The sequence below is a fragment of the Flavobacterium sp. GW823-FHT04A11 genome (genome assembly GCF_058796535.1).
In genome coordinates this window covers 3,116,537-3,143,084 of record NZ_CM179503.1, presented here as the reverse complement: position 1 = coordinate 3,143,084, position 26,548 = coordinate 3,116,537, and the positions used below count along the sequence as shown (strand labels likewise).

16 protein-coding genes are annotated in these 26,548 nt (G+C 35.6%); 2 read left to right on the top strand and 14 right to left on the bottom strand.

All coding sequences use genetic code 11. The features are described 5' to 3' along the window. Positions 1–62: 62 nt before the first annotated feature. The 9 genes from fabV to AC3QL1_RS13395 all read right to left on the bottom strand — a co-directional run bounded on the left by fabV (position 63) and on the right by AC3QL1_RS13395 (position 8,361). Positions 63–1,253, bottom strand: coding sequence for an enoyl-ACP reductase FabV (fabV, locus tag AC3QL1_RS13435; protein ID WP_492492061.1), 1,191 nt, complete (start codon positions 1,251–1,253; stop codon positions 63–65). 19 nt (positions 1,254–1,272) lie between these two features. Further along, positions 1,273–1,794 carry a hypothetical protein gene (locus tag AC3QL1_RS13430; protein WP_492492060.1) on the bottom strand — a complete coding sequence of 174 codons (522 nt, stop codon included), beginning with the start codon at positions 1,792–1,794 and terminating at the stop codon, positions 1,273–1,275. 8 nt (positions 1,795–1,802) lie between these two features. After that, the gene (gene recN, locus AC3QL1_RS13425) at positions 1,803–3,455 is read right to left on the bottom strand and encodes a DNA repair protein RecN (RefSeq protein ID WP_492492058.1); all 1,653 of its coding nucleotides are present in this window, start codon (positions 3,453–3,455) and stop codon (positions 1,803–1,805) included. A 54-nt stretch (positions 3,456–3,509) separates the two neighbouring features. Continuing rightward, the gene (porD, locus tag AC3QL1_RS13420) at positions 3,510–4,397 is read right to left on the bottom strand and encodes a type IX secretion system protein PorD (RefSeq protein WP_492492057.1); all 888 of its coding nucleotides are present in this window, start codon (positions 4,395–4,397) and stop codon (positions 3,510–3,512) included. Between the two features lie 78 nt (positions 4,398–4,475). After that, a complete protein-coding gene (gene coaBC, locus AC3QL1_RS13415; RefSeq protein ID WP_492492056.1) occupies positions 4,476–5,684 on the bottom strand; it encodes a bifunctional phosphopantothenoylcysteine decarboxylase/phosphopantothenate--cysteine ligase CoaBC in 1,209 nt (402 codons plus the stop codon). 9 nt (positions 5,685–5,693) lie between these two features. Continuing rightward, positions 5,694–6,011, bottom strand: coding sequence for a DNA-directed RNA polymerase subunit omega (locus AC3QL1_RS13410; RefSeq protein ID WP_008463064.1), 318 nt, complete (start codon positions 6,009–6,011; stop codon positions 5,694–5,696). Between the two features lie 9 nt (positions 6,012–6,020). Further along, positions 6,021–6,815, bottom strand: coding sequence for an outer membrane protein assembly factor BamD (locus AC3QL1_RS13405; protein ID WP_492492054.1), 795 nt, complete (start codon positions 6,813–6,815; stop codon positions 6,021–6,023). A gap of 124 nt (positions 6,816–6,939) precedes the next feature. After that, positions 6,940–7,833, bottom strand: a complete 894-nt coding sequence (gene dapA / locus AC3QL1_RS13400) for a 4-hydroxy-tetrahydrodipicolinate synthase (protein WP_492492053.1) — start codon at positions 7,831–7,833, stop codon at positions 6,940–6,942. A gap of 15 nt (positions 7,834–7,848) precedes the next feature. Further along, positions 7,849–8,361 carry a DUF6913 domain-containing protein gene (locus tag AC3QL1_RS13395; RefSeq protein WP_492492051.1) on the bottom strand — a complete coding sequence of 171 codons (513 nt, stop codon included), beginning with the start codon at positions 8,359–8,361 and terminating at the stop codon, positions 7,849–7,851. A gap of 46 nt (positions 8,362–8,407) precedes the next feature. Here AC3QL1_RS13395 and AC3QL1_RS13390 point away from each other — a divergent pair, with 46 nt between their 5' ends. Both AC3QL1_RS13390 and AC3QL1_RS13385 read left to right on the top strand, forming a co-directional pair. Further along, positions 8,408–9,187, top strand: coding sequence for a 5'-nucleotidase C-terminal domain-containing protein (locus AC3QL1_RS13390; RefSeq protein WP_492492049.1), 780 nt, complete (start codon positions 8,408–8,410; stop codon positions 9,185–9,187). 130 nt (positions 9,188–9,317) lie between these two features. After that, positions 9,318–10,229 carry a bifunctional metallophosphatase/5'-nucleotidase gene (locus tag AC3QL1_RS13385; RefSeq protein ID WP_492492048.1) on the top strand — a complete coding sequence of 304 codons (912 nt, stop codon included), beginning with the start codon at positions 9,318–9,320 and terminating at the stop codon, positions 10,227–10,229. Here the strand turns inward: AC3QL1_RS13385 and AC3QL1_RS13380 are convergent. The 5 genes from AC3QL1_RS13380 to AC3QL1_RS13360 all read right to left on the bottom strand — a co-directional run bounded on the left by AC3QL1_RS13380 (position 10,215) and on the right by AC3QL1_RS13360 (position 26,219). Beyond that, the gene (locus AC3QL1_RS13380; protein WP_492492047.1) at positions 10,215–10,910 is read right to left on the bottom strand and encodes a lysoplasmalogenase family protein; all 696 of its coding nucleotides are present in this window, start codon (positions 10,908–10,910) and stop codon (positions 10,215–10,217) included. The genes AC3QL1_RS13385 and AC3QL1_RS13380 overlap by 15 nt on opposite strands. Further along, positions 10,897–12,903, bottom strand: a complete 2,007-nt coding sequence (gene ligA, locus AC3QL1_RS13375) for an NAD-dependent DNA ligase LigA (protein ID WP_492492046.1) — start codon at positions 12,901–12,903, stop codon at positions 10,897–10,899. Before ligA ends, AC3QL1_RS13380 begins: the two co-directional genes overlap by 14 nt. Before the next feature lie 452 nt (positions 12,904–13,355). Beyond that, on the bottom strand, positions 13,356–15,293 hold the full coding sequence (locus tag AC3QL1_RS13370; protein ID WP_492492044.1) for an OmpA family protein: 1,938 nt from the start codon (positions 15,291–15,293) through the stop codon (positions 13,356–13,358). A gap of 11 nt (positions 15,294–15,304) precedes the next feature. Beyond that, positions 15,305–16,237, bottom strand: coding sequence for a PorP/SprF family type IX secretion system membrane protein (locus tag AC3QL1_RS13365; RefSeq protein ID WP_492492043.1), 933 nt, complete (start codon positions 16,235–16,237; stop codon positions 15,305–15,307). Between the two features lie 46 nt (positions 16,238–16,283). After that, entirely contained in the window at positions 16,284–26,219 is a 9,936-nt protein-coding gene (locus tag AC3QL1_RS13360; RefSeq protein WP_492492042.1) for an Ig-like domain-containing protein, read from the bottom strand. Positions 26,220–26,548: the final 329 nt, after the last annotated feature.

Sequence of the window (26,548 nt, the reverse complement as noted above, 5' to 3'; positions counted from 1 at the left end):
TATATTAACAAAAAAACCATTCGCAGCAACGAATGGTTTTTATTTGTAGTACTAATTTGTACTTATTTTATACTTTCAATATCAACAACTTCATTTGCTTCGGCTTTATAATCAACACCAGCAAATTCAAATCCAAATAAATTTAGGAAATCGTTTCTATATCCTGCTAAATCACCAATTTGAGGTAAAGTTTCAGTAGTTGCTTCTAACCAAAGTTTTGCCACTTTTGCCTGAACATCATCACGCATTTCCCAATCGTCGATTCTGATTCTTCCTTTATCATCTACAGGAACTTCTGATCCTGAATATAATCTGTCTTTAAATAAACGTTGAATCTGTTCGATACATCCTTCGTGAATTCCTTCTTCTTTCATAATTTTATATAAAAGAGAGATATATAATGGAATAACAGGAATTGCAGAACTTGCTTGTGTAACCAACGCTTTGTTTACAGAAACATACGCCTTTCCTCCTATTGATTTCAAACTGTCTGTGATAGAAAATGCAGTAGCTTCCAAATGGTCTTTTGCACGACCAATTGTTCCTTTACGGTACACAGCTTCTGTCAATGATGGTCCGATATAAGAATAAGCAACTGTTACAGCTCCTTCAGCTAATAAATTTTCAGCTTTTAAAGCATCCATCCACATTGCCCAGTCTTCACCGCCCATTACGGCAACTGTGTTTTCAATATCTTCCTCATTTGCAGGAGCTATTGAAACTTCAGTCACATTTCCTGTATGAAAATCTACTGTTTTGTTTGTAAATGTTTGTCCGATTGGTTTTAGAACAGAACGATGCGTAACTCCTGTAACCGGATGCACACGAACTGGCGAAGCCAAACTATAAATTACAAGATCAACTTGTCCTAAATCTGCTTTTATTAAATCTAAGGTTTGTCTTTTTATTTCGTTTGAAAATGCATCTCCGTTGATACTTTTTGCATACAAACCTGCTTTATGAGCTTCATTCTCAAAAGCTGCTGAATTATACCAGCCCGGAGAAGCAGTTTTTCCTTCAACCGGCGGTTTTTCAAAAAATACTCCAATTGTAGCTGCATCAGACCCGAAAGCACTTGTAATTCTTGAAGCCAATCCGAAACCTGTTGAAGCACCAATAACCAGTACTTTTTTTGCTCCGTCAATTGGACCTTTTGATTTTATATATTCTATTTGATTTTTTACGTTTTGCTCGCTTCCTTTTGGGTGTGCAGTCAAACAAATAAATCCTCGCATTCTAGGTTCTATAATCATCTTGTAATTATTTATTGTATTAATTCAATTTCAGTTTTAATTTTTCAAAAATAGACATTTTATCCTTAACCCTTTTCATGTTGGCGTTCATATTGTCAATAAAATTTGGGTTTAAAGCATTTTTCTTAGCCAATTTGTAATAGTTATAAGCCGCAGTATACTGATTTTCATACTCTGCCATTCTTCCTAATTCGCTGTTGAAAGATGAATGATCTACATTTTCAAGATTGTTAAATGTAAAATCAATGTGCTCTTTTGCTTCTGCATATCGACCAATATCGATTAACAAATAAGTATAATTCAAATAAGGAGCAGGATATTTTGGCTCAAATTTCATAGCCAGTTTATAATGATAAATTCCTTTATCATAATTACTTAACTTGTTGTAGTAAATCCATCCTAAATGATTGTGGGCTTTTCCAAAATCAGGATATTGAGACAGTATTTCTTCAAGCATTTCTTTTCCGTCGGCAATATTTCCTTCAGATATTAGTGAATCTGCTTTAATAAATTGATTTTCGTAGAAACTTAAACTTTCCATAAATTATCTTAATTTAATAATTCTTTTGCGTGATTTAATGCCGAATCAGAAATATTAGCTCCTGAAAGCATTTGTGCTATTTCTATAATACGTTCGTCCGGCGCTAAAAGTTTCAATTCAGATTGTGTATCATCAGCAACGGTAGATTTGAAAACTTTAAAATGCGAATCGCCTTTTGCTGCAATCTGAGGTAAATGTGTAATGGCAAATATCTGCATTTTAGCGCTCATTTCTTTCATGATTTCTCCCATTCTAATGGCAATTTCGCCCGAAACTCCGGTATCAATCTCATCAAAAATCAAAGTTGGCAATTTTGAATATTGTGCCAAAATTGCTTTAACAGCCAACATTATACGTGACATCTCTCCGCCTGACGCTACTTTTTTCAATAAACCAAAATCTGTTCCTTTGTTAGCCGAGAACAAAAACTGTAATTCGTCTTTTCCGTTTTGAAAATAGGTTTCTGATGGCAAAAGTTCCATTTTAAAACGAACATTTGGCATTCCCAAAGTCTCTAAAATCGAAATTAACTGATTTGATAAAACCGGAATAGCGTTTACTCTGTTTTGATGAATCGTTGCTGAAAAAGCATCTAACTCAATTACCTTTTCTTCAATTGATTTTGATAAAGCCGCTATTTCTTCTTCGATATTACCCAATTCAAGAACCGCATTTTCAAGATTTGACTGAATTTCAATTAATTCATCTACAGAAGTTACCTGATGTTTTTTCTGTAAATTATAAATCAACTGTAATTTTTGATTGGTCAATTCTAATTTTTCAGGATCATTCAATAATTTTTCAGAAGCATTTTGCAATTCTCTCGAAACATCATCAAATTCAATCGCAACACTCGTAATTCTTTCAAATAAATTTTGATATTCAGATGAAAACGGAGCAATTTTCTGTAAAGAAGCTTTGATTTCATTTAAATTATGAAAAACGCCAAATTGCTCTTCATTTGCAAGTACCAATGATTTATCGATTGATTCCTTAATAATTTCAACATTATTAAGCTTTTCAAAATCAGATTCCAGTTCTTCCTGTTCTCCTGATTTTAATTTGGCCGCAATCAATTCGTTTAATAAAAAAGTATTGTACTCCTGTTCTTTTCCGGAATCACTTTGTTTTTTTAGTAAAGCGTTTAATTTCGATTTATCTGATTTGTATGTTTTTAATAATTTTTGATAAGCCGAAATGGTATCAAAATTATTAGCGATGGCATCAATTATTTTAAACTGAACACTTTCATCTGACAATTCCTGAGTTTGCTGCTGCGAATGTATATCAATCAAAAACAAACTTAAATCCTGCAATTCCTGAAGATTTACGGGACTGTCATTAATGAAGGCGCGTGATTTTCCAGAAGGTAAAATCTCACGTCTTATTATAGTATCATCTTCATAATCAAGATCATTTGCCTGAAAAAACTCTTTTAGATTGTATTTTGAAATTTCAAATTGGGCTTCAATTACACATTTTTCTTCTTTATTTTTTAATGAAGTCAAATCAGCTCTTTTTCCTAAAACCAATCCTAATGCTCCTAAAATAATGGATTTACCAGCACCTGTTTCACCTGTAATGATAGAAAAACCTTTTGAAAAATCAATAGACAATTTTTCAATCAGGGCATAGTTTTTAATCGACAGCGAAGTTATCATAAGATAAATATGTAAAAATAAAATTAATGAAGAAAGTTAAAATTGAAAAATCAATTAAAATTTAATTTGAGACCATTTAGTAGAATTCAAAGGCGAAACTTTATTCAAAACATCCGTTAAATCTGTAACCGGAATACTTGGTCCGCCGGAGAAAATAGAAACAATTTCATCTGATTTTGCATCAAAAAATACCCGTGTCAAAAAAGCGTTTGGTTTAACTGAGTTTAATTTCCCTATTAATGCAATTGATGATTTGACTTTTTCTTTTGATGCTTTTAAATCTACAGTCATATTATCCAATCCAGTATGATATAAAAACAGAGTCTGGCGTAAATCACTGTAAGTTGGTGACACCAAATCACTTATTAAATAATAACGATTTTGAAGCCCGTCAGACTGGCTCCATCCTTTCGAACCGCCTTGTTGTGCTACGTTTGCTATATTTTGAGCTGTTTCAAAATACGGACTTCCGGCACCCATCTGGAAAGTATCTGCGTCTAATCCTAAAATTATATAACTGTAAAAAGAAATCACAGAAACTAAATTTGACTCAAAAGTTGTTGGATTAAACAATAAAGGTTGATATTCCGTGTAATTGAAGTTAAAATCTTTATCATTAAAATTAAAAACCGGCGAAGAATAAGTCGAGTTATAAATTAATCTTGAAGATTGTACCTGAATTGTACCCGAAAATTGATCTGAACTATTTGACGAAAGTGTAATATACATCGAACAATTGATTCGCTCATTTTGTTTCAAAACCGATCCTGTCCAGTCTGTTTTATTTACAAATTCAGACAATGAAGTCTGAAGTGTTTTAAAAACCTGCTGATTCGGGTTTGGGAGTCTTTCTGTATTTATAGTTACAGTACAATTTAGCTGTTGTGCCTGTGCAAAGCCAAATATTAAAAATACCAAAAGAGTAACTATTTTATTGTTCATACAAATATAATATTTGCTTTTATCGCAATACGACTTAGCTATTTTTATTCCTTTTTTTGATTAAAAAATCTGTGGTATTTAAGAAAAATGTGAAATTACTTTATTTAAAATATCTTCAGCAACAGATTCTTTTGCTTTTAATTCCATTGGCTCAATTTTAAAATTTTTATCAATAAAAGTAACTTTATTGGTTTCTTTTTTAAAACCTGCCCCTTCATCCTGTAAAGAATTAAGAACTATCAAATCTAAGTTTTTTTTCTGAATTTTCAGCTTAGCATTTTCAATTTCATTTTCGGTCTCTAAAGCAAATCCAATTAAAAACTGATTTTTTTTAATTGCACCCATTGATTGTAAAATATCTTTAGTTTTTTCGAGTTCAATAGAAAATTCACTGGCTGCTTTTTTAATTTTCTGAACAGCAACTGTTTTCGGTTTATAATCAGCAACAGCAGCCGCAGCGATCGCAACATCTACATCATTAAAATAGGCATGACATGCATCGTACATTTCCTGTGCTGAAATTACATTTACCAATTCTATAGAAGTATTTTTAACTTTATAATGTGTTGGCCCCGAAATTAAAATAACATCTGCACCTAAATTAGCTGCAGTATTTGCAATGTCAAACCCCATTTTTCCCGAAGAATGATTCCCTATAAAACGTACAGGATCTATTGCTTCGTATGTAGGTCCGGCAGTAATTAGTATTTTTTTTCCTTTTAATGGCAATTTACTTTCTAAATCTGCTTCAAGAAAAGCTATAATATTTTCCGGTTCTGCCATTCGTCCTTCGCCGGATAAACCGCTTGCTAATTCCCCGTTTTCTGCAGGAATCATTACGTTTCCAAATTGTTTTAAAGCATTAAAACTTGAAATTGTTGACGGATGTTTGTACATATCCAGATCCATTGCCGGAGCAAAATAAACAGGACATTTAGCCGATAAATAAGTAGCAATTAAAAGATTATCACAGTTTCCTGTTGCCATTTTAGACAACGTATTTGCTGTTGCAGGAGCAATTATCATTAAATCGGCCCAAAGACCTAATTCAACGTGATTGTTCCAGACTGCATCTTGATCATCTTCATTAAAGAAAGTAGAATGTACAGGATTTTTTGATAACGTAGATAACGTAAGTGGAGTTACAAAATCCTTAGAAGCAGGTGTCATGATCACCTGGACATGTGCACCTGCTTTTATAAAGAGTCGTACTAATGTGGCTGTTTTATACGCTGCAATTCCACCAGAAACTCCCAGTAAAATTTTTTTTCCGTTTAAAACTGACATTATACTGTATTATTTGTTTGAACTTCTGTGGTAAGTTTTACCGTCTAGCCATTCCTGAACAGCTAACGCATGTGGTTTTGGTAATTTTTCGTAAAATTTAGAAACTTCAATTTGTTCTTTATTTTCAAAAACTTCTTCAAGACTGTCATTATAAGTAGCAAATTCTTCTAATTTCTCAGTTAATTCTTTTTTAATTTCAGAATTAATTTGGTTTGCTCTTTTAGCCATAATGGTAATTGCCTCATACACATTTCCTGTTGGCTCTTCAATAACTGTTTTATTGTATGTTATTGTATTTACAGGAGCATTCGTCTTTTTTAAATCCATGACTTTATTTTATTTAGTAAATTTTTGTAAATCAGTTTCAACTCTGGCATTCATTTCGTCTGCCTGTTTTTTGTATTTTGTAGCGCTGTTAAACTTAATCAAGTTATTGTAAGCTACTTTAGCAACATTTAAACGTTCCTGCATTTTTGAAGGTACACTGTTTATTGCCAATTGATATGCTGAATCGTATTTGTAAAACAATGCATCTTCTTTAAAAGGTGTTCCGGGAAAATCAGCGATAAAATTATCAAAAGCAATTAATGCCGATTTATAATCTGAAATCGTATTGTATCCTTTTGCATTTTCATATGCTTTTTTCTCTAATTTACCATTCAAAACCTGAACCGCGGCATTTGCCTGAGGCAGATATTCTGAATTTGGATAATTATCAATAAAAGCTTGTAATTTCTCTAAAGCTTTAACTGTATCTGTCTGGTCTAAACTGTAAACAGGAGATAATTTTGAATAGCTGTAAGCTCCCAAAAATGCTGCTTCCTGAACTTTTTCGCTTCGTGGATAACCAGAAACAAAACTTTCAAACTGATAACCAGCTAAATAATATTGTTTTGTTTTATAATAAGACTGAGAAAACATATAAAATAGTTTTTCTGCCTGAGGTTTACCTCTATATGTAGGTGCTAATTGCTCAAAAAGGCGAATTGCTTTATTGTATTTACCTGCCTCATACATTTTTGTTGCTATTTCAAACTTTGCCGCAACATCTTCATTTTTTAATGCTTTCTGGTAATCACTACAAGAACAAAAAAGGACAACAACAATTAATAGAGATACTATTTTTTTCATTTTCTTACTTTTATTATGATTTCTTAGACAATTGTGCCAAAGCAAAATCACACCGAAGTTCCGGTGGCAAATTTAGTTATTAATTTAGCTACTACAAAATATTTTTTGGTATATTAAAATACCCTTAATCCTGCTCTACTTTGATGCTGTGTTTTACAAATTCGTTTAATCTGTTTGCCAACGAATCATCGACAGAAACCAGTGGCAAACGAACTGTATTCTCAGCAATACCAAGGGCTTCAAACACTTGTTTGATTCCGGCAGGATTTCCCTGTTCGAAAATCATATCAATACAATCTGATAAAAAGTATTGTGTTTTAAACGCCTCATTTACTTTTTTATTCAGACCTAAACGAATCATTTCTGAAAATTCTTTCGGAAAACCTTGCCCGATTACTGAAATTACGCCTGCTCCGCCCGCTAAAACAATCGGCAAAGCGATCATATCATCTCCGGAAATTACAAGGAAATCTTTTGGTGCATTTTTTATCAGTTGCATCGCTTGTGCCATATCTCCGGCAGCTTCTTTTATCGCTACAACATTGTCAAAATCTTTTGCAAGGCGAATTACTGTTGATGGCAGAATGTTACTTGCCGTTCTTCCTGGTACGTTATATAAAATTACCGGAATTGGAGATGCTTCGGCTACAGCCTTAAAATGCTGATAAATGCCTTCCTGCGTTGGTTTATTATAATAGGGTGAAACAGAAAGAATAGCTTCAAAAGCAGAAAAATCTCTTGTTTTCAATTCTTCCACAACCTGCATTGTATTGTTACCTCCAACACCAAGTACCAAAGGCAATCTTCCTTTATTAATATCAATTACTGCATTAATAACCTGTTCTTTTTCTGCTTGTGTAAGGGTAGCATTTTCTGCTGTTGTACCCATTACTACAAGATACTCAACTCCTCCGTCAATCGAAAAATTAACGATTCGCTGTAAAGCTTCAAAATCAATTGAGAAATCTTTTTTAAATGGTGTTACAAGTGCAACGCCTGTTCCTATTAATGATTGCATATTCTAATTTATATTTTATTTTATACTTTTTAAATACTTAAACAGTTCAGAAATGAAAAGTTTATAATTCTCTAAATCAGTATTTATCATCCATCGATTTAATTTTTCATCGACTGATGCAAACCCGACTTTAAACCTCGCTTTTGATTTGCTTGTTATCATCATCAAAATTGGTTTTTCGATTTCATAATAACTAATCAAAAGGTCAAATTCTGTCTCGACAAATTCTGTTAGAAAATCTACTGTGATTCCGCCCTTCCAATTGATGTGTTTTTTACCAAAAGTAGTCTCAGAATACGTTTTTTTCTTCTTTAATTTACCTCTATACGAAACAAATTTTATGTTTTCCGGCGCAATTCCATTCCCGATTAATTCATTGATTAACTCTTTTGAATGTCTAAACTTACTCTCATCAACCAGTAACCCAATTGTTTGCACATTACTTGTAAATACTTCGTTTTTGACCTTATTCAGGTTATTATTTAATGATTTTTTTACAAAAAATTCCTTTATATAATTTAAAAACATAGTACTTTTACAAATTACAAAATTAATTATTTAAGTCGCATTTAAGATGGTAAAACTAAAAAAGTATAACGAAGTTTTAAAACTTTTTGTTATATTCTTAACACTTTTTTTTATAGTTTCTTGCAGCAACAAAAACTACAATTTAACTAAGATTGAAGGAAAACAACTTCCGATAACTGAAAAAAACGCTCAAACCCCTGAAATTGAGAGCTTCATTAAACCTTACAGAGATCATATTAATAAAGATTTAGACAGTGTTTTAGCGTATTGTCCCGAAACTTTAGATAAAAGTACGGGAAAATGGCAAACTACAATTGGTAATTTAATGGCTGATGTTTGCGTAGAAAGAGGAAATCTTGTTTTTAAGGCGCGTGAGAAAAAAAGTATCGATTTATGTTTATTGAATCATGGCGGGATAAGAGCCATTTTACCTAAAGGAAATGTGACCAGCAGAAGTGCCTTTGAAATTATGCCTTTTGAAAACAGTTTGGTTGTGATGGCGTTAAAAGGAGATCAGATTCTTGAAATCGCTTCTTATATTATTAAGGAGAAAAAACCGCAGCCATTATCTGGTATGACTTTTACAATTGCAAAAGACAAAACCGCAAAAAATATTTTAATTCAGGGAAAACCTCTTGATCTTAATAAGATTTATTACGTTGCTACAAATGATTATTTGGCCAACGGCGGTGACAGCATGAATTTTTTCGCTAAAAGCGTTCAAAAATTTGATTTGAATTATAAACTTCGAAATGTATTGATCGACTATTTTAAAGAAGTTGATACGATTCCGGTACCAAGAGATATCCGAATTACAGAAGAATAAATTTTAAAAAAGTTAGCCATAAATTATATTAGTTTTCACGAATATATAAATAAAAATTAGTGCAGATTCGTGCAATTCGTGGCAGAAAAAAAATACAGCATAAAAATATCGTTTTCCAAAAACACATAAAATGAAAAGAAGAGAATTTATCGAAAAAACAGCTGCAAGTACCGCTTTATTGAGTTTAGGTTTGTCATTAAGCAGTTTTGAAACTAACGATATTAAACATTTAACTGTTTTGCATACTAATGATGTTCACAGTCATATAGATCCGTTTCCGGCTGATGATCCTCGTAATCCAAATAAAGGCGGTGTTTCTCGTCGTGCAGCACTTATAGAAACTATTCGTAAAGAAAATCCAAATGTGCTTTTGCTTGATGCGGGTGATATTTTTCAGGGAACTCCGTACTTTAATTATTATGGCGGTGAACTTGAGTTTAAATTGATGAGCATGATGAAATATGATGCTTCGACTATTGGAAATCACGATTTTGATAATGGTCTTGATGGTTTGTACGCACAAATGCCTCATGCTACTTTTGAATTTATCAACTCAAACTACGATTTTAAGAATACAGTCATGAACGGACTTGTAAAACCGTATAAAATTTTTAATAAAAACGGAATTAAAGTAGGCGTTTTTGGTGTTGGAATCGAGCTTGCAGGTTTGGTAGACAAACAAATGTATAAGGAAACGGTATATAACGATCCTGTAGAAGCGGCACAGGATATGACACAATTATTAAAGAAACAGGAAAAATGTGATTTGGTAATTTGTCTTTCGCATTTGGGTTATAACTACAAAGATGACGAATCTAAAATCTCTGATTTAAAATTCGCAGCCTTAACTCAGGATATCGATTTGATAATTGGCGGACATACGCACACTTTTTTAGATAAACCAACTATTGTCAAAAACAAAGCAGGCGAAAATGTTTTGGTAAATCAAGTGGGATGTTACGGAATCAATTTAGGGCGTATCGATTTTTATTTCGATAAGAATAAAGCACATACTAATGAAGGAAAATCAATTATCGTATAATATTTTTTTATACGATTTTGCTTTTTCAAGAAAATAAGCGACCATAAAATAGTACGCTAAAATTTGCGTACTATCGCGAATTACAGTAAGTATAATGGAATGCGAAAAATATTTACTGAAAACATAAAAGATATCTGAAAATATATAGCAGATAGCCATTAAACTCATTAAGAAAGTTACATAACTTCCTTTTGTAATGTAATTTACAAATGCATAATAACTTAAAAGGCTCAAAACAATTCCGTAAAAAGTATAAAGCCAATTGAACTTTTTCATGCTGTCTGACTGTAAACTTAACACAGAAAACAGCAAGTAAACAATAAAAATGACCACAATTGATATTGGTAAAATATCTTTTTTACGAAGTTTTATTCTTTCATGACCCACAATAAAAATCCTTATCAGCAATATATAAACAATCAGAAAACTTACTACTCCGCCAATTTCTGAGATTTCAATATCCATCAATTCAAAAACTTGTCCTATAAAACAAAATGCAAAAATAAGTCCTTCAGTTTTTCCTATTTTATAATGGCTGCTAATTAAAAAATAGAAAAAAATTGAAGGCAACACAATGGCTTTGGCATAAACCGCCAAAACATCATGTTGCATACAATCAAATATAATGGTAAACAACAACGCTAAAAAATACAAAATCAACGAAGGTTTATTCGCTTTCATTTAGTTTGTTTATAAAATCCTTTTCAGATAATATAGGAATATTTAATTTAGTGGCTTTTTCTAATTTAGCTGGGCCCATATTATCTCCGGCAACTACAAAATCTGTTTTTGCAGAAATGGAACTTCCTACTTTTCCACCATTGTCTTCGATTGTTTTCTTTAATTCATCTCTTGAAAATTGTTCAAAAACACCTGAAACTACAAATGTTTTTCCAATGAATTTTTCCGTTGCATCTGGGTTTATATTTTCAACAATTTCAAATTGGACTCCGTAACTTTTTAATCGTTCAATGATTCTTTTATTGGCTTCATTCTCAAAAAACTCAATTACGCTTTTGGCAATTCGCTCGCCAATTTCGTCTACTAAAATCAAATCCATTAAAGAAGCCTGACTTAATGCATCGATTGTTTTATAATGTTTGGCTAGTTTTTTAGCAACGGTTTCACCAACAAAACGAATTCCGAGTGCAAAAAGAACGCTTTGAAACGGAATTTCCTTTGATTTTTCTACGCCATTTACCAAATTCTCGGCTGATTTTTGCGCCATTCTTTCCAGGTGCAAAATATCATCCACTTTCAATTCGTATAAATCCGCATAATTATGAACTAAACCATTTTTGTAAAGTAAGGCAACCGTTTCGCCGCCAAGACCTTCAATATCCATGGCTTTTCTTGAAATATAATGCTGAATTCTGCCTATAATCTGCGGCGGACAACCATAAAAATTAGGGCAATAATGATTGGCTTCTCCCTGATTTCTAACTAATTCTGTCTGGCATTCGGGACAATGTGTGATGTATTTTGTAACTTCTGAATTTTCAGGACGTTTATCTAAATCTACAGCGATGATTTTAGGAATGATTTCTCCTCCTTTTTCAACAAAAACAGTATCATTTATTCTAATATCTAATTTTTCAATTTGATCTGCATTGTGTAAAGAAGCTCTTTTTACAATAGTTCCTGCCAATTGCACGGGCACTAAATTGGCAACCGGAGTAATGGCTCCTGTACGGCCAACCTGATAGGTAATGGAATTTAATTTGGTGGAAACCTGTTCTGATTTAAATTTATAGGCAATTGCCCAACGTGGCGATTTTGCGGTATAACCCAGTTCTTCCTGGTGTTGAATGCTGTTTACTTTTATTACAACTCCATCAGTTTCATAAGGTAATTTATGCCTGTGTACATCCCAGTAATCAATGAAGTCGAAAACTTCCTGCATATTGTTAACCAATTTTGCTTCACTTGGAACTTTAAATCCCCATTTTTTTGCAGATTCAAGTCCTTCAAACTGAGTAGAAAAAGGCAAATTATTTCCTGTTACAAAATACAATAAACATTCTAACGGGCGTTTTGCAACCTCAGCACTGTCCTGTAATTTTAAACTTCCTGAAGCAGTATTTCTTGGGTTTGAATATGGCGTTTCTCCTATTTCGATTAATTCCTGATTCATTTTTTCGAATCCTTTGTATGGCAGAATAATTTCGCCTCGAATATCGAATTTATCCGGAAAATTTCCTTTTAATTGTAAAGGAACTGATTTGATCGTTTTAATATTATTAGTAACCTCATCACCCTGAAAACCATCTCCACGCGTTAAAGCCTGAACTAATTTTCCGTTTTCGTATGAAATACTGATTGAAGCTCCGTCGTATTTTAATTCGCAGGTATATTGAAGATTTACATTTCCCAGAACTCTTTGAATTCTGTTTTCCCAATCGATTAAATCTTCTTTTGAATAGGAATTATCCAAAGAATACATGCGGTATTGGTGTGCAATGGTTTTGAAATTTTTAGTGACCGTTCCTCCTACTCTTTGCGTTGGCGAATTCTCGTCAAAAAATTCCGGATGTTTGTTTTCTAAATCCTGAAGTTCCTTTAATTTAATATCAAAATCATAATCTGAAATTGTGGCATTATCAAGTACATAATAATTGTAATTGTGTTGATTAAGTTCGTTTCGTAAAGCCTGAATTGTCTCTTGAATACTCATAAAATATTAAAATGGTGCTGATTGTAATTTAGAATAACTGTAACCTCAAAATTAGGATATTTTTGTTGAAAAGCACTTAAAAACAAAAAGTTTTAAAAATCAAAAATCAAGCTGCAAATAAATGCAACTTGATTTTCTTCTTGTCCATTATCCTTTAAAAAAATCAACAAATCTTAAAAAGGATCAAACAAAAACCAACTTCCAAATGGTTTTAACATTATATTCAGGACTGATAAAAAAGTTTAAGTATAAACTTTCAGATGTAATTATTTTTAAACACATAGAAACATAGCTTATAGAAATGAATAAAGACATTTCACTTTACATTAAAGAACATAGCTATGTGTGAGAAACTTGTTTTTTTTATTTTTTTAAAGCATAAAATCTATGTTTCTATGTGTTTAATTAAATTTTTACTGCATTACATTCAACGGGTTAAATAATAATACTTTTTATTTTTGAATGATGATAAAATCAGAACGTCTGTTTAAGACATGTTCTTCATCGGTACATTTAACCCCGTTTTTACATTTATTGATTAATCGGCTTTCGCCATAACCTATTGCGCTTTCTATTCTTGACGCATCAATATTTTGTGAAATAAGATAATCGCGGGTTGATTTTGCTCTGTTATCTGAAAGTTTTAAGTTATAAGCATCTTTTCCGCGAGAATCTGTGTGAGATTCAATTTTGATACGGATGTTTGGAAATTTCTGCATCACAAAAACAACTTTTGCCAATTCTTCTACCGCTTTCGGAGTGATATCAAATTTGTCGTAATCAAAATAAATTGGATTCACATCGACTTTTTCCACTCCTTTTTTCTTCACAACCAAATCGTCGTAATTGCTTAGTTCGAAATTAATATTCGGAATTTCGCCTTCGTTTTCCAATGTCGTTTCTACCGTTTTTTCATCGCTGCTGTAATTTGGTTTTGCAGCAATCATTTTAACTGTTTTTCCGCACGGAACCACTAAAGCATATTTCCCTTCGTAATTGGTTTTTGTTTCGCCAAGAATATCACTGAAAGAATTATAACCCATAATAGTCACATCTGTGAGCGGTTTTTTGGTTTTTCTGTCTACCGCCATTCCGGAAATAGTCTGGTTGCAAACCGGATCTCCTTTTGTAAAGGAATAGATATCGTCATCCCCTTTTCCTTCTGCTCTGTTGGAAGACATATAACCTGCGTGACCGGTTTTGTCAATTATAAAAGCAAAATCATCTTTATTACTGTTTATTGGTGCTCCCAGATTTTTTGGGTCTGAAAAACTTCCATCAGATAAAAATTTACTTTCATATATGTCCAAATCACCTAAACCGTAATGCCCATCAGAAGAAAAATAAAGCATTCCTTTACTGAAATATGGAAAAACATCGTTACCAAGGGTATTAATTTTTGGTCCCAGATTTTGCGGTGAACTCATTGTGCCGTCATCTGAAATTTTGACTACATACAAATCGCTTTCCCCAAATCCGCCTGGCATATCTGAGGCAAAGAAAAGCCATTTTCCATCTTCGCTTAAAGAAGGATGTCCTACGGAATAATCATCACTGTCGAAAAATACTTTTTGAGGATTCTCCAGTTTATTTCCATCTAAAGTTCCTTTTATAATCTGGAAGTTATTGATTTTTGAATCATCTACAACCAATTTATTTTTTTTGACAATGTTGGTTGTATAGTAAATTGTTTTTCCGCTGGCATCAAAACTGGCTGTTGCTTCGTGGTATTTTGTCATTACGTTTGGTAAAAATACCGTTTCGTTAAACAAACTCGCATCGGCCGGATTTATTTCGGCAACATATAAATTCAAAAATGGCTGATTGTTCCAGGTATACAATTTTTCACTGAATTTTGTTGTATCTCTTGCGGAGGTAAAAACAATTTTGTCCTGAAAAAAAGCGGTTCCAAAATCAGATTTAGTAGAATTTATAGCCAGATTTTTGATTTCATAAAGCGATTTCGATTTCGCGAGACTGTCCAATTGGAATTTTTGAACCAAATATCGATTGATCTCATTTTTATCGCCTTTTTTATCCAGATATTCTTTTGTCACTCTATTGGCTTCGTCATAATCCATTACGGCTTTCATGGATTGAATATAACGCAGATAGTAAATATCGGTTAAATTATTTCCCTGCACTTCGTATAATTTTCTGTACCATTTAAGTGCATTTCTTGAATCGGAAATAAAGTAATACGAGTCGGCTGCATTCTTTAAGGTTTGTGCCGAAGGACTTTTTATGTTTGCCAAAATTTCTTCGTAGGCTTTTGAAGCATCAGCATAAGAATAATTTCTAAACAATGCATCGGCCTTTTTTAAATTAGTGGTCTGAGCCAAACAAACCGTGAAGCTCAATACCAAGCTAAGGATATATAGTTTTTTCATAAGGTTTGTTTTTAGAAGAATCGTGGGGATTTAATTTTACTTTCGCCTCTGTTAAATTGGTAACGCAATATGATTTCGTGCGAACCGTCGTTGTATTTGTTCAGGTCGCTCACGGTGTAATCAAAAGCATATCCGATGTAAAAACTTCTGGAGATTTGAAATCCTGCCAGAACACTTACAGAATCATCTGTTCTGTAAGCTCCACCGATTACAAATTTTTCTGCAATCATAAAATTCGCCGAAACATCTGCAGTAATTGGTGCTCCGCTTACGGCTTTTACCAAAAATGCTGGTTTGAATTTTAAATTCGGATTCAAATCAAAAACATAACCTCCCATTAAATAATAATGCAAACGATCATAATCTATTGATTCCTGCACATCATCATAATAGCTGTTTTCTATAAAATTAGGAATTGAAGCTCCTATATACCACTTATCTGTATAATAATAAATCCCTGCTCCAACGGCCAATTTCATCTGATTGTCGATATTCTGGTTTAACAAAACATCGTTATTATTATAGTATCTTCCTTTTGACCAGTCTACGTTTAGCATTCTCATACCGGCTTTAAATCCAAAGGCTAACCTTTTTTCATATCCAAGAGGTACTGAATAGGCGAAGTTTCCGTCAAGATACAATTCATCAGATGGTCCAATTTTGTCGTTAACCACACTTAATCCCAAACCAATGTTTTCGTTGGCAAGAGGTCCGTGAATGGAGAATGATTGTGTTTCTGGCGCTCCGTCTATACCAATCCATTGTGAACGATATAAAAGTGTTGCTTCCAATGATCCGGTAGACCCCGCATAAGCAGGGTTTACGGCCATAGTATTGTACATATATTGTGTGTACTCCGGATCTTGTTGTGCACTTGCACTAAATGTTATAATAGAACATATTAAGATTAAATATATTTCTAATGATTTTATATATAGTTTCATAACGATACTTATTTAGTTAAATTAATTAGAGGATTAATAATGGCGCTTATCTCATGATAGATAACCATCCTTTTTTAACCTTTCCGTCTCCCATGTCTATCACATAAAAATAAGTACCTGTAGGCAGCATATCTCCTCTATTTATAACTCCGGATACATTTGCAGTTCCGTCCCAGTCGTTTTCATATCCTTTTTTGCTGTATACTAATGAACCATATCTGTTATATACTTTTAATTCATTGTTTGGATATGATTCGATACAATCAATTCTGAAAAGATCGTTTGCTCCGTCACTGTTTGGCGTGAACTCGTTATAAACCGTTAAACAAATTGGTTCTACAAAAGCAGAGGCCGTATTGTTTGTTGGATCAACATCTAATGGAGTTGAAATTTCGATCGTTGCTACGTTGGTGTAATCACCGCTTGGCATTACTGTAACTCTGATTTCAAGTGTTTCGCTTTCTCCTGCATTTAATGTTGGAATTGTCCAAAGTCCTGTTAAAGGATCGTAAACTCCGTTTGTTGTTGAAGTTGATACTAATTCGTATCCACTTGGAATTAAATCACTAACAATGGTGTTAATAATAGTTCCCTGACCAACATTGTTTACGGTTACTGTAAAGATGATTTCTTCGCCAAAATTAGGAGTTGGATTACTAACTGTATTCGTTATCGTAAGATCTGAACATGTTGCTACTGTAACGTTTAATGTTTTTGTAGTGGTTTCATCACATGTGTTAGTATAGGTAACTGAAACTGTTCCAGAACCAACATCTCCCCATGCAATTGTCACAGATCCGTCTGCATTTCCTCCACCTGAAGTTACTGTTCCTGTTCCGCTAGTGATTGACCATACATAATTTGATTTTCCATTTGCTACTGAATAGGTTATGCCCTGGAAAACACATGGTGTATCATCGCTTGCGGTAATAGGATACATCGCATCATTTATGAAACTTACCGCTATTGCTAAACGTGTTGCATTAGTACAACCATTTGTTGTATTGTTAAGGGTTGTTGCATAATACGTTGTTGCTGTAAGTGGTGTATTTGCTGCTAATGGTGTTCCACCTGTTGCAGTGCTGTACCAAACTACATTTGCCTGATTTACCTGAATATTAGCAACGGTTGGCGCTGCTGATAAACAAAATTCCTGCGTTGTATCTGTTGTGGTTACCACTTCCGGTGTATTTACATTTACTGTAACTACTAATCGTACAGGGTTTTCACATCCTATAGGGCTTGAAATTGCTCCGTAATATGTTCCTGTCGCCAAAGCTGTTGTTGCTGGTATTGCAGTTCCGCCTGTTGCGGTGCTGTACCAAACTACATTTGCTTCGTTTACCTGAATGTTAGCAACTGTTGGTGCATTTATTGAACAGAAATCCTGTGTATTATCTGTAGTTGTTGGCGTTGCAGTAGGATTATTAATAGTTACGGTTACCACTAATCTTGTGGTACTTTCACAACCTGAAGCAGGATCTAAAATGGCTCCATAATAAATTCCGTTTGACAGAGCTGTTGTTGCAGGAATTGCAGCACCGCCTGTTGGCGTACTATACCATACTACATTTGGCTCATTAACCTGAATGTTCGCAACTGTTGGCGCATTAGAAATACAGAAATCTTGTGAATTATCTGCAGTTGTTGGTGTGCCCGGATCAGTTACTGAAATAGTTACTGCTAATCTTACAGCGCTTTCACAATTTGTTACAGGATCTAAAATGGCTCCGTAATAAACTCCGCTTACCAGAACGGTTGTTGGTGCAAGAGCTGTTCCGCCGATTGCAGTTGTATACCAAACTACATTTGCTTCATTTACCTGAATATTGGCAACTGTTGAGGCATTTATTAAACAGAAATTCTGTGTGTTATCCGTCGTTGTTGGCGTTCCCGGATCAGTTACTGAAATAGTTACTGCTAAGCGAACTGAACTTTCACAACCTGTTACAGGATCTAAAATAGCTCCGTAATACACTCCACTTGTCAAAGCTGTTGTTGGTGCAAGAGCAGTTCCGCCAGTTGCATTCGTATACCAAACCACATTTGCTTCGTTTACCTGAATATTGGCAACTGTTGGCGCATTTACTAAACAGAAGTCTTGTGTTGTATCGGCAGTTGTTGGCGTCAACGGATCGGTAACGGTGATTGTTACGGCTAATCTTGTTGCACTTTCACAACCTGAAACAGGATCTAAAATGGCTCCGTAATAAATTCCGTTTGCCAGAGCTGTTGTTGATGCGATTGCAACTCCACCAGTTAAAGTGCTATACCAAACTACATTTGGTTCGTTTACCTGAATGTTCGCAACTGTTGGCGAATTCACTAAACAGAAATCTTGTGTATTATCTGTTGTAGTTGGTGTACCCGGATCAGTTACTGAAATAGTTACTGCTAATCTTACAGCGCTTTCACAATTTGTTACCGGATCTAAAATGGCTCCGTAATATACTCCGCTTGTTAAAGCAGTTGTTGGTGCAATTGCTGTTCCGCCTGTTGCGGCGCTATACCAAACTACATTTGGTTCGTTTACCTGAATATTGGCAACTGTTGGTGCATTTACCAAACAGAAGTCTTGTGTATTATCAAGAGTTGTTGGCGTTCCCGGATCAGTTACTGAAATAGTTACTGCCAAACGAACTGAGCTTTCGCAACCTGTTACAGGATCTAAAATAGCTCCGTAATACATTCCACTTGTCAAAGCAGTTGTTGATGCAATTGCTGTTCCGCCTGTTGCAGTGCTATACCAAACAACATTTGCTTCATTTACCTGAATATTGGCAACTGTTGGCGCATTTACTAAACAGAAGTCTTGTGTTGTATCGGCAGTTGTTGGCGTCAACGGATCGGTAACGGTGATGGTTACGGCTAATCTTGTTGCACTTTCACAACCTGAAACAGGATCTAAAATGGCTCCGTAATAAATTCCGTTTGCCAGAGCTGTTGTTGATGCGATCGCAACTCCACCAGTTAAAGTGCTATACCAAACTACATTCGCTTCGTTTACCTGAATATTAGCAACTGTTGGTGCATTTACCAAACAGAAATCTTGTGTATCATCTGTTGTAGTTGGTGTGCCCGGATCAGTTACTGAAATGGTTACTGCTAATCTTACAGCGCTTTCACAATTTGTTACCGGATCTAAAATTGCTCCGTAATATACTCCGCTTGTTAAAGCAGTTGTTGGTGCAATTGCTGTTCCGCCTGTTGCGGCGCTATACCAAACCACATTTGGTTCGTTTACCTGAATATTGGCAACTGTTGGTGCATTTACCAAACAGAAATCTTGTGTATTATCTGTCGTTGTTGGCGTTCCCGGATCAGTTACTGAAATAGTTACTGCCAAACGAACTGAACTTTCGCAACCTGTTACCGGATCTAAAATTGCTCCGTAATACATTCCACTTGTCAAAGCAGTCGTTGATGCAAGAGCAGTTCCTCCAGTTGCAGTTGTATACCAAACTACATTTGCTTCGTTTACCTGAATATTGGCAACTGTCGGTGCATTTACCAGACAGAAGTCTTGTGTTGTATCGGCAGTTGTTGGTGTCAACGGATCGGTAACGGTGATTGTTACGGCTAATCTTGTTGCACTTTCACAACCTAAACCATCAACAAGAGCACCATAATAAATTCCGTTTGTTAATGCAGTTGTGGCAGGAATCGCTGTTCCGCCTGTTGCTGCATTATACCAGATTACTCCGGTTTCATTTACCTGAATATTGGCAACTGTTGGCGCATTCACTAAACAGAAATCTTGTGTATTATCTGTAGTGGTTGGTGTGCCAGGATCGTTTACAGTAATCGTTACTGCAAGACGAACTGAACTTTGACAGCTTGTTACCAGATCTAAAGCAGCTCCATAATATACTCCGCTTGTTAAAGCTGTTGTTGGAGGAATCGCTGTTCCGCCTGTTGCGGTACTGTACCAAACTACATTTGGTTCGTTTACCTGAATGTTTGCAACTGTTGGCGCATTTACCAAACAGAAATCTTGTGTATCATCTGTAGTGGTTGGCGTTAACGGATCGTTTATTATTACGGTTGCAGCCTGAAGTGTTCCTGCGATATTTTCACAAGTTGTATCACTTGAAACTCCAACATAATAAGTAATCGGACTCATAGCACGTGTTAAACCGGAAATTGTTAATGCTCCGGCAGCGCTAATAGTATAAGCTGCCCCATTTATAATGGTTCCATTTGCAATAGGCTGTGTTTTTGCATTATCAAAATACCATGTAAATACAGGATTCGTTAATGTACTTGCAGTTGGTGTTAATACCGCTGCGACATCATGACAAACTGTTACATCATCTACTGCAATATCATTTTCATTTGATGGAGGCAATATTGTAAACGTAATTTGTTTTCTGTCTGCTTCAGCGGTTTGACAAAACTCATCAGAACTTACTCCGACATAATAAGTATATGTTCCCGGAACTAAACCATTTACAACTAATTGATTTGTTGTTTCTCCCGGAATTAACTGAGCTGTTGTTCCGTTAAAAGAATACCAGTAGTAAATTGGGTTTGTTAATGCCGGTGTTCCGCTTAATGTTGTTGCTAAAGTTACGGTTCCTGTTGGAGAACAAATTGAAGTTGTTGTGGCTCCGTTTAACGTAATATTTGTTAAAGCATTTTCCGGAGTTGAACCACTTACCTCAACTGTTACTTCTCCTCTCGCAAAAGTTTCACAACCGTAACGAACAGGCTGTATGTAATATTTATAAATTCCTGCTGCTAATGTGCTTGGAACTGTATAAGTAACTCCCGTTGCCACAACTGAGCCACCTGTTGGTGAATCATACCATGTATAAGTTGAACACGCATCTTCAGGAATCTGGAGCGTGACAGCTGCTCCCGGACAAACGGTTACTTTATTATTTATGTCGCTGCCAATGACTTTTGTATTTCCTACGCGTTCAACAGTATGAACTCTAAGGAATTCCAAAACTCCGGCAACTCCTCCAAAACGAATTCTAACGCGATCGTAAGGTTCTGGCTGAGAAGATACAAGTACCATTGACATTGTATTTCCAGGCAACAATCTTACACTTAAGAATGTACTTGTATTTTGAATTGGAGCTCCCACCGCAACATTACCTAAATAACGCTGAATGGTAAATCCTGTCAATAAATTTACATCTAATAAAACGCCTGGTTTTGAAACCACGATTCTTAATGTATCGCTTGCAATCGCAGGTGTTTTAAACGCAACTGTTAAATCGGCTGCAGCCAAAGCACCAACTCCGCTGTACATTGTTGCAAAAGTTGTAATATCATTATCGGCAACATTCCAGGAATCAGTAACACCAACCGTAGCTGTTAACGCTCCTATTGGAAGTCCTAAATCTGTAGCTCCATAATAAACATCCTGAATATCTCCGGGAGTACAGGTTACCGTTGGAACTGATCTGTTATAATAAGCATCAAATACTTTTGTGTTTTGAGCCACACTTAATAAAGAAGCTGACTGAATTCTCACTCCATTATAATCTTGTGGTCCTGTACCATCTGCCGGAACAAAAGTATATTCGAAACTATTATCACCGGATAATAAATTCAATAATGATCCTGAAACTGATTGTAAAGGTCCGATATCAACTCCATTCAAAGTTCCTACTACTGAGAGGTTTTGTCCTACTGCAACTGCACTATACTCAGATCCTAATTTAATAGTTACCGGAGTACCTTTTACAATATTGGCTGGCCACGTCAAAGTTTGCCAGGTTGTACCAACTCCTAAAAGTCCTAATCCTGTTGTTATAGTTGAATACGTTTGAGGATTGCCATCAACAGCATTTGCTCCGTTGGTAACTCCTCCAGTTATAATAGAACCTGAAGTCTGCGCATTTGCATATACTCTTTCTGTTAATGACTGACAAGTATTTGGATTGATAACATTAACAGAAACAGTTCCTGTTACTGTACAATTAAGTGCGCTTGTTGCCACTACTGTATACGTGTAAACTCCCGGAGTATTTAAAACACCAGTTGTAAACGGAGGTCCTGCTATGGCATTTCCTTGTGGATCAAACCAGGTTAATGTTCCGTCTGAAGTAGCGTTTAAAGCTACTGTCGAACCAACATTTACAGAAATTGAAGGCGTTACAACCAAAGTTGGCAGCGGGTTAATAGTTACTGTTACTTGTTGAACAGCAGACGGACATGTAACCCCGTTACCCTGAGCCTGAATGGAATAAACACCGCTTGTATTTACATTCGCTGCAGCATTTGCAGGTAAAACATTATTTGACGGATCGTAAAAAGTATAAGTTGTGTTTCCTGTTGTATCGAAACCTGTAATGGCATTTGCCAAATTCACAGTTCCGCAACCTACTAAAGGCGTAGCAATAACTGCTAAAGGTGTAACAGTTGGAAAAGTAACCGTTACTTGTTTTAAAGTATTGATATCATTTTCGCAAGTAGCACTATTTACAACAGCAAGATAATAGTTATAAGGTGCTCCGGCAGCAGTTAAACCCGCGATTGCTAATGATCCTGTTGTAGGATCTTTAACAAAAGTTGCTCCCGGTTGTCCGGCAACTGTAGAACCTGATATAATTTCCTGTGTTTTATTTTGATCTGTATAATATCTAAATTGTGCTCCAACCAAAGGTGATGTTGGAGACAATGTAATTTCTCCCGCACATGAAGCTTCCTGCGGACTCGGTATTGTTACATCTGCAGCAGTTGCAAATGGCGCCACAGTAACCGTTACCGGCTGGCGAACGCTGTTGATACAAGTTCCGCCGCGGGTTGCTTCTAAATAATAAGTTGTAGTTGCAGTTAAATTTGGCGTAGTATATACTCCTGTTGCAGAAAGTTGAGTTCCTGCACTTGCAGCATTGTACCAGCTAAATGTTTCACCTAATACCGGAGAAGTAGCTGTTAATGTAGCCTGTTGTCCGTTACAAATTGGTGAGGCAGCGCCTGTAACAGTAGCATTACTAAATCTGTATGAAGCTCCGTAAATATCTAAGCCAGTTGCTACAGTTGCCACACCTCCTAATCGAACTTCTACAGCTGTGAAAGGTCCGGCAGCTACAAAACTAGCTTTTAAACGCGTAGATGATAATAGTTGAATATCAACTAAAGCCCCAATATTTGTCTGATCAGCATTTGGAGTTGCTCCATTATAACTTCTTAAACTTATGTATGAAAGCGCTGTTACATTTACAATTCCGGCCGGAATTCCTAACTCCACATCTATAATATCACCCGCTTGTCCCGGAGTAGAAAATGTCAGCATTTGCTGGATGTAATCGGTTACTAAGCCTGCAACAACTGAAAGATTTGCTGCTGTTGCCGGATTGGCATCTATAGAATTTCCTTCATTTGCAGAAGTACATAATAAACATCCTGTAAGTCCGCCTCTTGAAGTTACCTGAGCATTTACCTGCAAACAAGTACTGATCGTGTTACTTATTATAACATTAATGGCAGTTCTTGCACTGCTTGTACAGCCTGATGTTGTATTTCTTGCCGTTACGTAATAAGTTTGATTTCCTGTTAATACCGGCGTTGTGTAAGTAGTTGTGCCACTTGCAACTGCTACTCCACCCGTTGGTACAGTATACCAGTCGAAAGTAACATTCGAATCCGGACTTGAAACCTGCAAAGTTGCAGTCTGCCCTGACTGAATTACGACATTTGATGATGCGGCAACCGGTGCAGCAGGCAACGGGTTAACTGTTACAGTAACTGCAGTACGGGTTGCACTTGAACAACTTCCAATCCCAGCTTCAACATAATATGTTGTATTAGCAGTTAAATTGGGAGTTGCAAAAGAATTTCCTGTAAATAGCAGATTTCCTGCCGTAGCTGCATCATACCAGTTATACACAGTACCCGCAACTGGCGCCTGCACATTTAATGTCGTCGTTTGTCCGCTGCAAATAGTCGTACCAGCTGCGTCAATAACAGGAGCTACCGGATTATCGATTGATATCGCTACCGGAAAACGCTCACTATTTACACAACCATTTCTGGCTATTTCTATATAATAAGTTGTCGGAGCAGTTAAAACTGGTGTTGTATAAGTTGCAGTATTGGCAAGAGATGCTCCTCCTGTTGCTGCAGCATACCAATTAATAGTTTCTCCAACTGCAATATTTGCCACCAAAGTAGTCGTTTGTCCGCTACAAATAGTAGTATTGCCCGCTATAGTTGGTGCTTTATATCTGTAAGTAGCCTGATAAATATCCACACTTGTTAAAACAGTGGCCAATCCTCCCAATCGAATTTCAACACGATCAAAATTAGCCCCTGCAACCACACTCGCTCTAAAACGATTACCTGATAGTAATTGTAAAGTTATCAGCGGATTATTAATTAAGATTCTGTCGTTATTAAAAGTTGCTCCATTATAAGTAGCCAAACTAATAGCACCTAATAATTGAACATCAGCAAGTCCGCCTGGTAATTCTAATTCAACATCAACAATATCACCCGCTTTCCCCGGATTATTAAATTGCAAAGTCTGCTGAACCCATCCGTTTAATAAACCAACAGGAACCGAAAGTCTCGCTGCTGTTGCAGGATTTCCATCCACAGAATTATTAGGATTTGTACTGCTGCACAATAAACATAAACCGTTTTGAAGTGTTTGCTGACTGCCGGCTTCTAAACATCCGCCTAAAGCTGATGGTATAACTGTTACCGTTACAGGAACTCTTGTTGCACTTACACAGTTTCCTGCCGCGCTTTGAGCTTCAACATAATATGTTTTTGTAGCGGTTAAAACCGGAGTTGTGTATGTTGCTGTATTGGTTGCAAGTGCAGTTCCGCCTGTTGCAACATCATACCAATTTAAAGTAACTCCTGCCTGAGAAGTCGCAGCATTTAAAGTAGCGTTTTGCCCGGATTGAATAGTAACACTTTGCGTTAAAACCGTTGGAACATCAGGAACAGCATTCGAAATTACATCAACCTGAGTTCTTGCAGGGCTTAAACAGCTTCCTATTGCAGCCTCTACATAAAAACTGGAAGTTCCCAAAGGCACCGTTGGAGAATAAGAAGTTCCGGAAGCCAATGCGACACCTCCGGAAGCTACATTATACCAATTATAAGTAGTTCCCGGAATAGGATTAATAACCGATAATGTGGTTTGTTGAGTTGTTCCGGTTGAACAAATTGCCGTACCAGTCGTGCTAATCGCGGGAGCAACAGGATTTGATACATTAATAACAACAGGTACTCTTTCATTTCCTTCACAACCTGCCGCTCTTGTAACTCCTATATAATAAGTTGTATTGGCAGTTAAAGTTGGCGTAGTATAAGAATTTGTAGTTGCCAACGCTGTTGTTGAAGTTGGAGAACTATACCAGGCAACTGTAGTTCCGGCAGCCGGAGTTGCTGTTAACGTCGTAGCTGAGCCTGAACAAATTGTTTGATTTAAACCTCCTGTAACAGTTGGCGCAGCAAATTCTAAACGTACATCATAAATTCGCAAATCAGTTAGTACGCTTACCAAGCCTCCTAACTGAACCTGAACCTGATTGGCATCACCTGTCAGAGTATATCTTACTACTCCAATAGTGTTTCCCGGCAATAGTGCAACATTTAGCAAAGGATTGTTTACTGCTAATGCAGCACCAACATTGGTACCATTTAATTTTGGCTGAATTGTACCTGTAGATAACAATGACAGATTAAGTAAACCTGCACCGCTTCCTATATACAATACAATCTGATCGCCTGCCCGGGCGGTTTGGTTGAGAACCAAAGTCTCCTGCGCAGAGCACAAAACCCCAACAACCGTACTCAGAGTTGTAAATGTCGTTAAGCCCGCGTCATTGTCGTAGGCCGCCGTAGGATTAGTTACACTTGAACCAATGCATACACCAGAAACACTGTTTGTATTTGATACTGGTCTGCAAAAAGTTTGTGCAACTGCATTATTACATAGAAGTAATAAAAACAATAGTCCTAACAATCTCTTCTGAAAGATGAGACTACAAAAAGTAAAGAATTTTTTCATAATTTGGAAGATTAGAAAATGGACAATAAAATACCTGTTGCGAAAAGCATGTATGCTTAAGCAATTATAAAAAACGTTAATAATCAATTAGTTAAATCCGAAATTTAAAATCTCCTGTTGTCAGATTTTAAATTAGATTTCATGAAAAAATCATGTTGTATTGTGTATACCAAAGTATACGAAAGAGTATTTTTTATCCCCTGAGAATAAAAGATAGCTCAAAACTTTTGGACAATACTGATCTGCATCAGCCTTCCAAACGGAGTGATTTGTACTAGGACTAATTTTCATAAAAGAATTTTAGTTTAGATAATATGGGGGATTTTATT

Bases quoted from the DNA above. Each gene is read 5' to 3' on its own strand.
- AC3QL1_RS13405 (WP_492492054.1), bottom strand. From the start codon at position 6,815: ATGAAAAAAATAGTATCTCTATTAATTGTTGTTGTCCTTTTTTGTTCT.
- AC3QL1_RS13380 (WP_492492047.1), bottom strand. From the start codon at position 10,910: ATGAAAGCGAATAAACCTTCGTTGATTTTGTATTTTTTAGCGTTGTTG.
- AC3QL1_RS13360 (WP_492492042.1), bottom strand. From the start codon at position 26,219: ATGAAAAAATTCTTTACTTTTTGTAGTCTCATCTTTCAGAAGAGATTG.
- AC3QL1_RS13390 (WP_492492049.1), top strand. From the start codon at position 8,408: ATGGTAAAACTAAAAAAGTATAACGAAGTTTTAAAACTTTTTGTTATA.
- fabV (WP_492492061.1), bottom strand. From the start codon at position 1,253: ATGATTATAGAACCTAGAATGCGAGGATTTATTTGTTTGACTGCACAC.
- AC3QL1_RS13430 (WP_492492060.1), bottom strand. From the start codon at position 1,794: ATGGAAAGTTTAAGTTTCTACGAAAATCAATTTATTAAAGCAGATTCA.
- dapA (WP_492492053.1), bottom strand. From the start codon at position 7,833: ATGCAATCATTAATAGGAACAGGCGTTGCACTTGTAACACCATTTAAA.
- AC3QL1_RS13370 (WP_492492044.1), bottom strand. From the start codon at position 15,293: ATGAAAAAACTATATATCCTTAGCTTGGTATTGAGCTTCACGGTTTGT.
- AC3QL1_RS13365 (WP_492492043.1), bottom strand. From the start codon at position 16,237: ATGAAACTATATATAAAATCATTAGAAATATATTTAATCTTAATATGT.
- coaBC (WP_492492056.1), bottom strand. From the start codon at position 5,684: ATGTCAGTTTTAAACGGAAAAAAAATTTTACTGGGAGTTTCTGGTGGA.
- AC3QL1_RS13410 (WP_008463064.1), bottom strand. From the start codon at position 6,011: ATGGATTTAAAAAAGACGAATGCTCCTGTAAATACAATAACATACAAT.
- recN (WP_492492058.1), bottom strand. From the start codon at position 3,455: ATGATAACTTCGCTGTCGATTAAAAACTATGCCCTGATTGAAAAATTG.
- ligA (WP_492492046.1), bottom strand. From the start codon at position 12,903: ATGAGTATTCAAGAGACAATTCAGGCTTTACGAAACGAACTTAATCAA.
- AC3QL1_RS13385 (WP_492492048.1), top strand. From the start codon at position 9,318: ATGAAAAGAAGAGAATTTATCGAAAAAACAGCTGCAAGTACCGCTTTA.
- AC3QL1_RS13395 (WP_492492051.1), bottom strand. From the start codon at position 8,361: ATGTTTTTAAATTATATAAAGGAATTTTTTGTAAAAAAATCATTAAAT.
- porD (WP_492492057.1), bottom strand. From the start codon at position 4,397: ATGAACAATAAAATAGTTACTCTTTTGGTATTTTTAATATTTGGCTTT.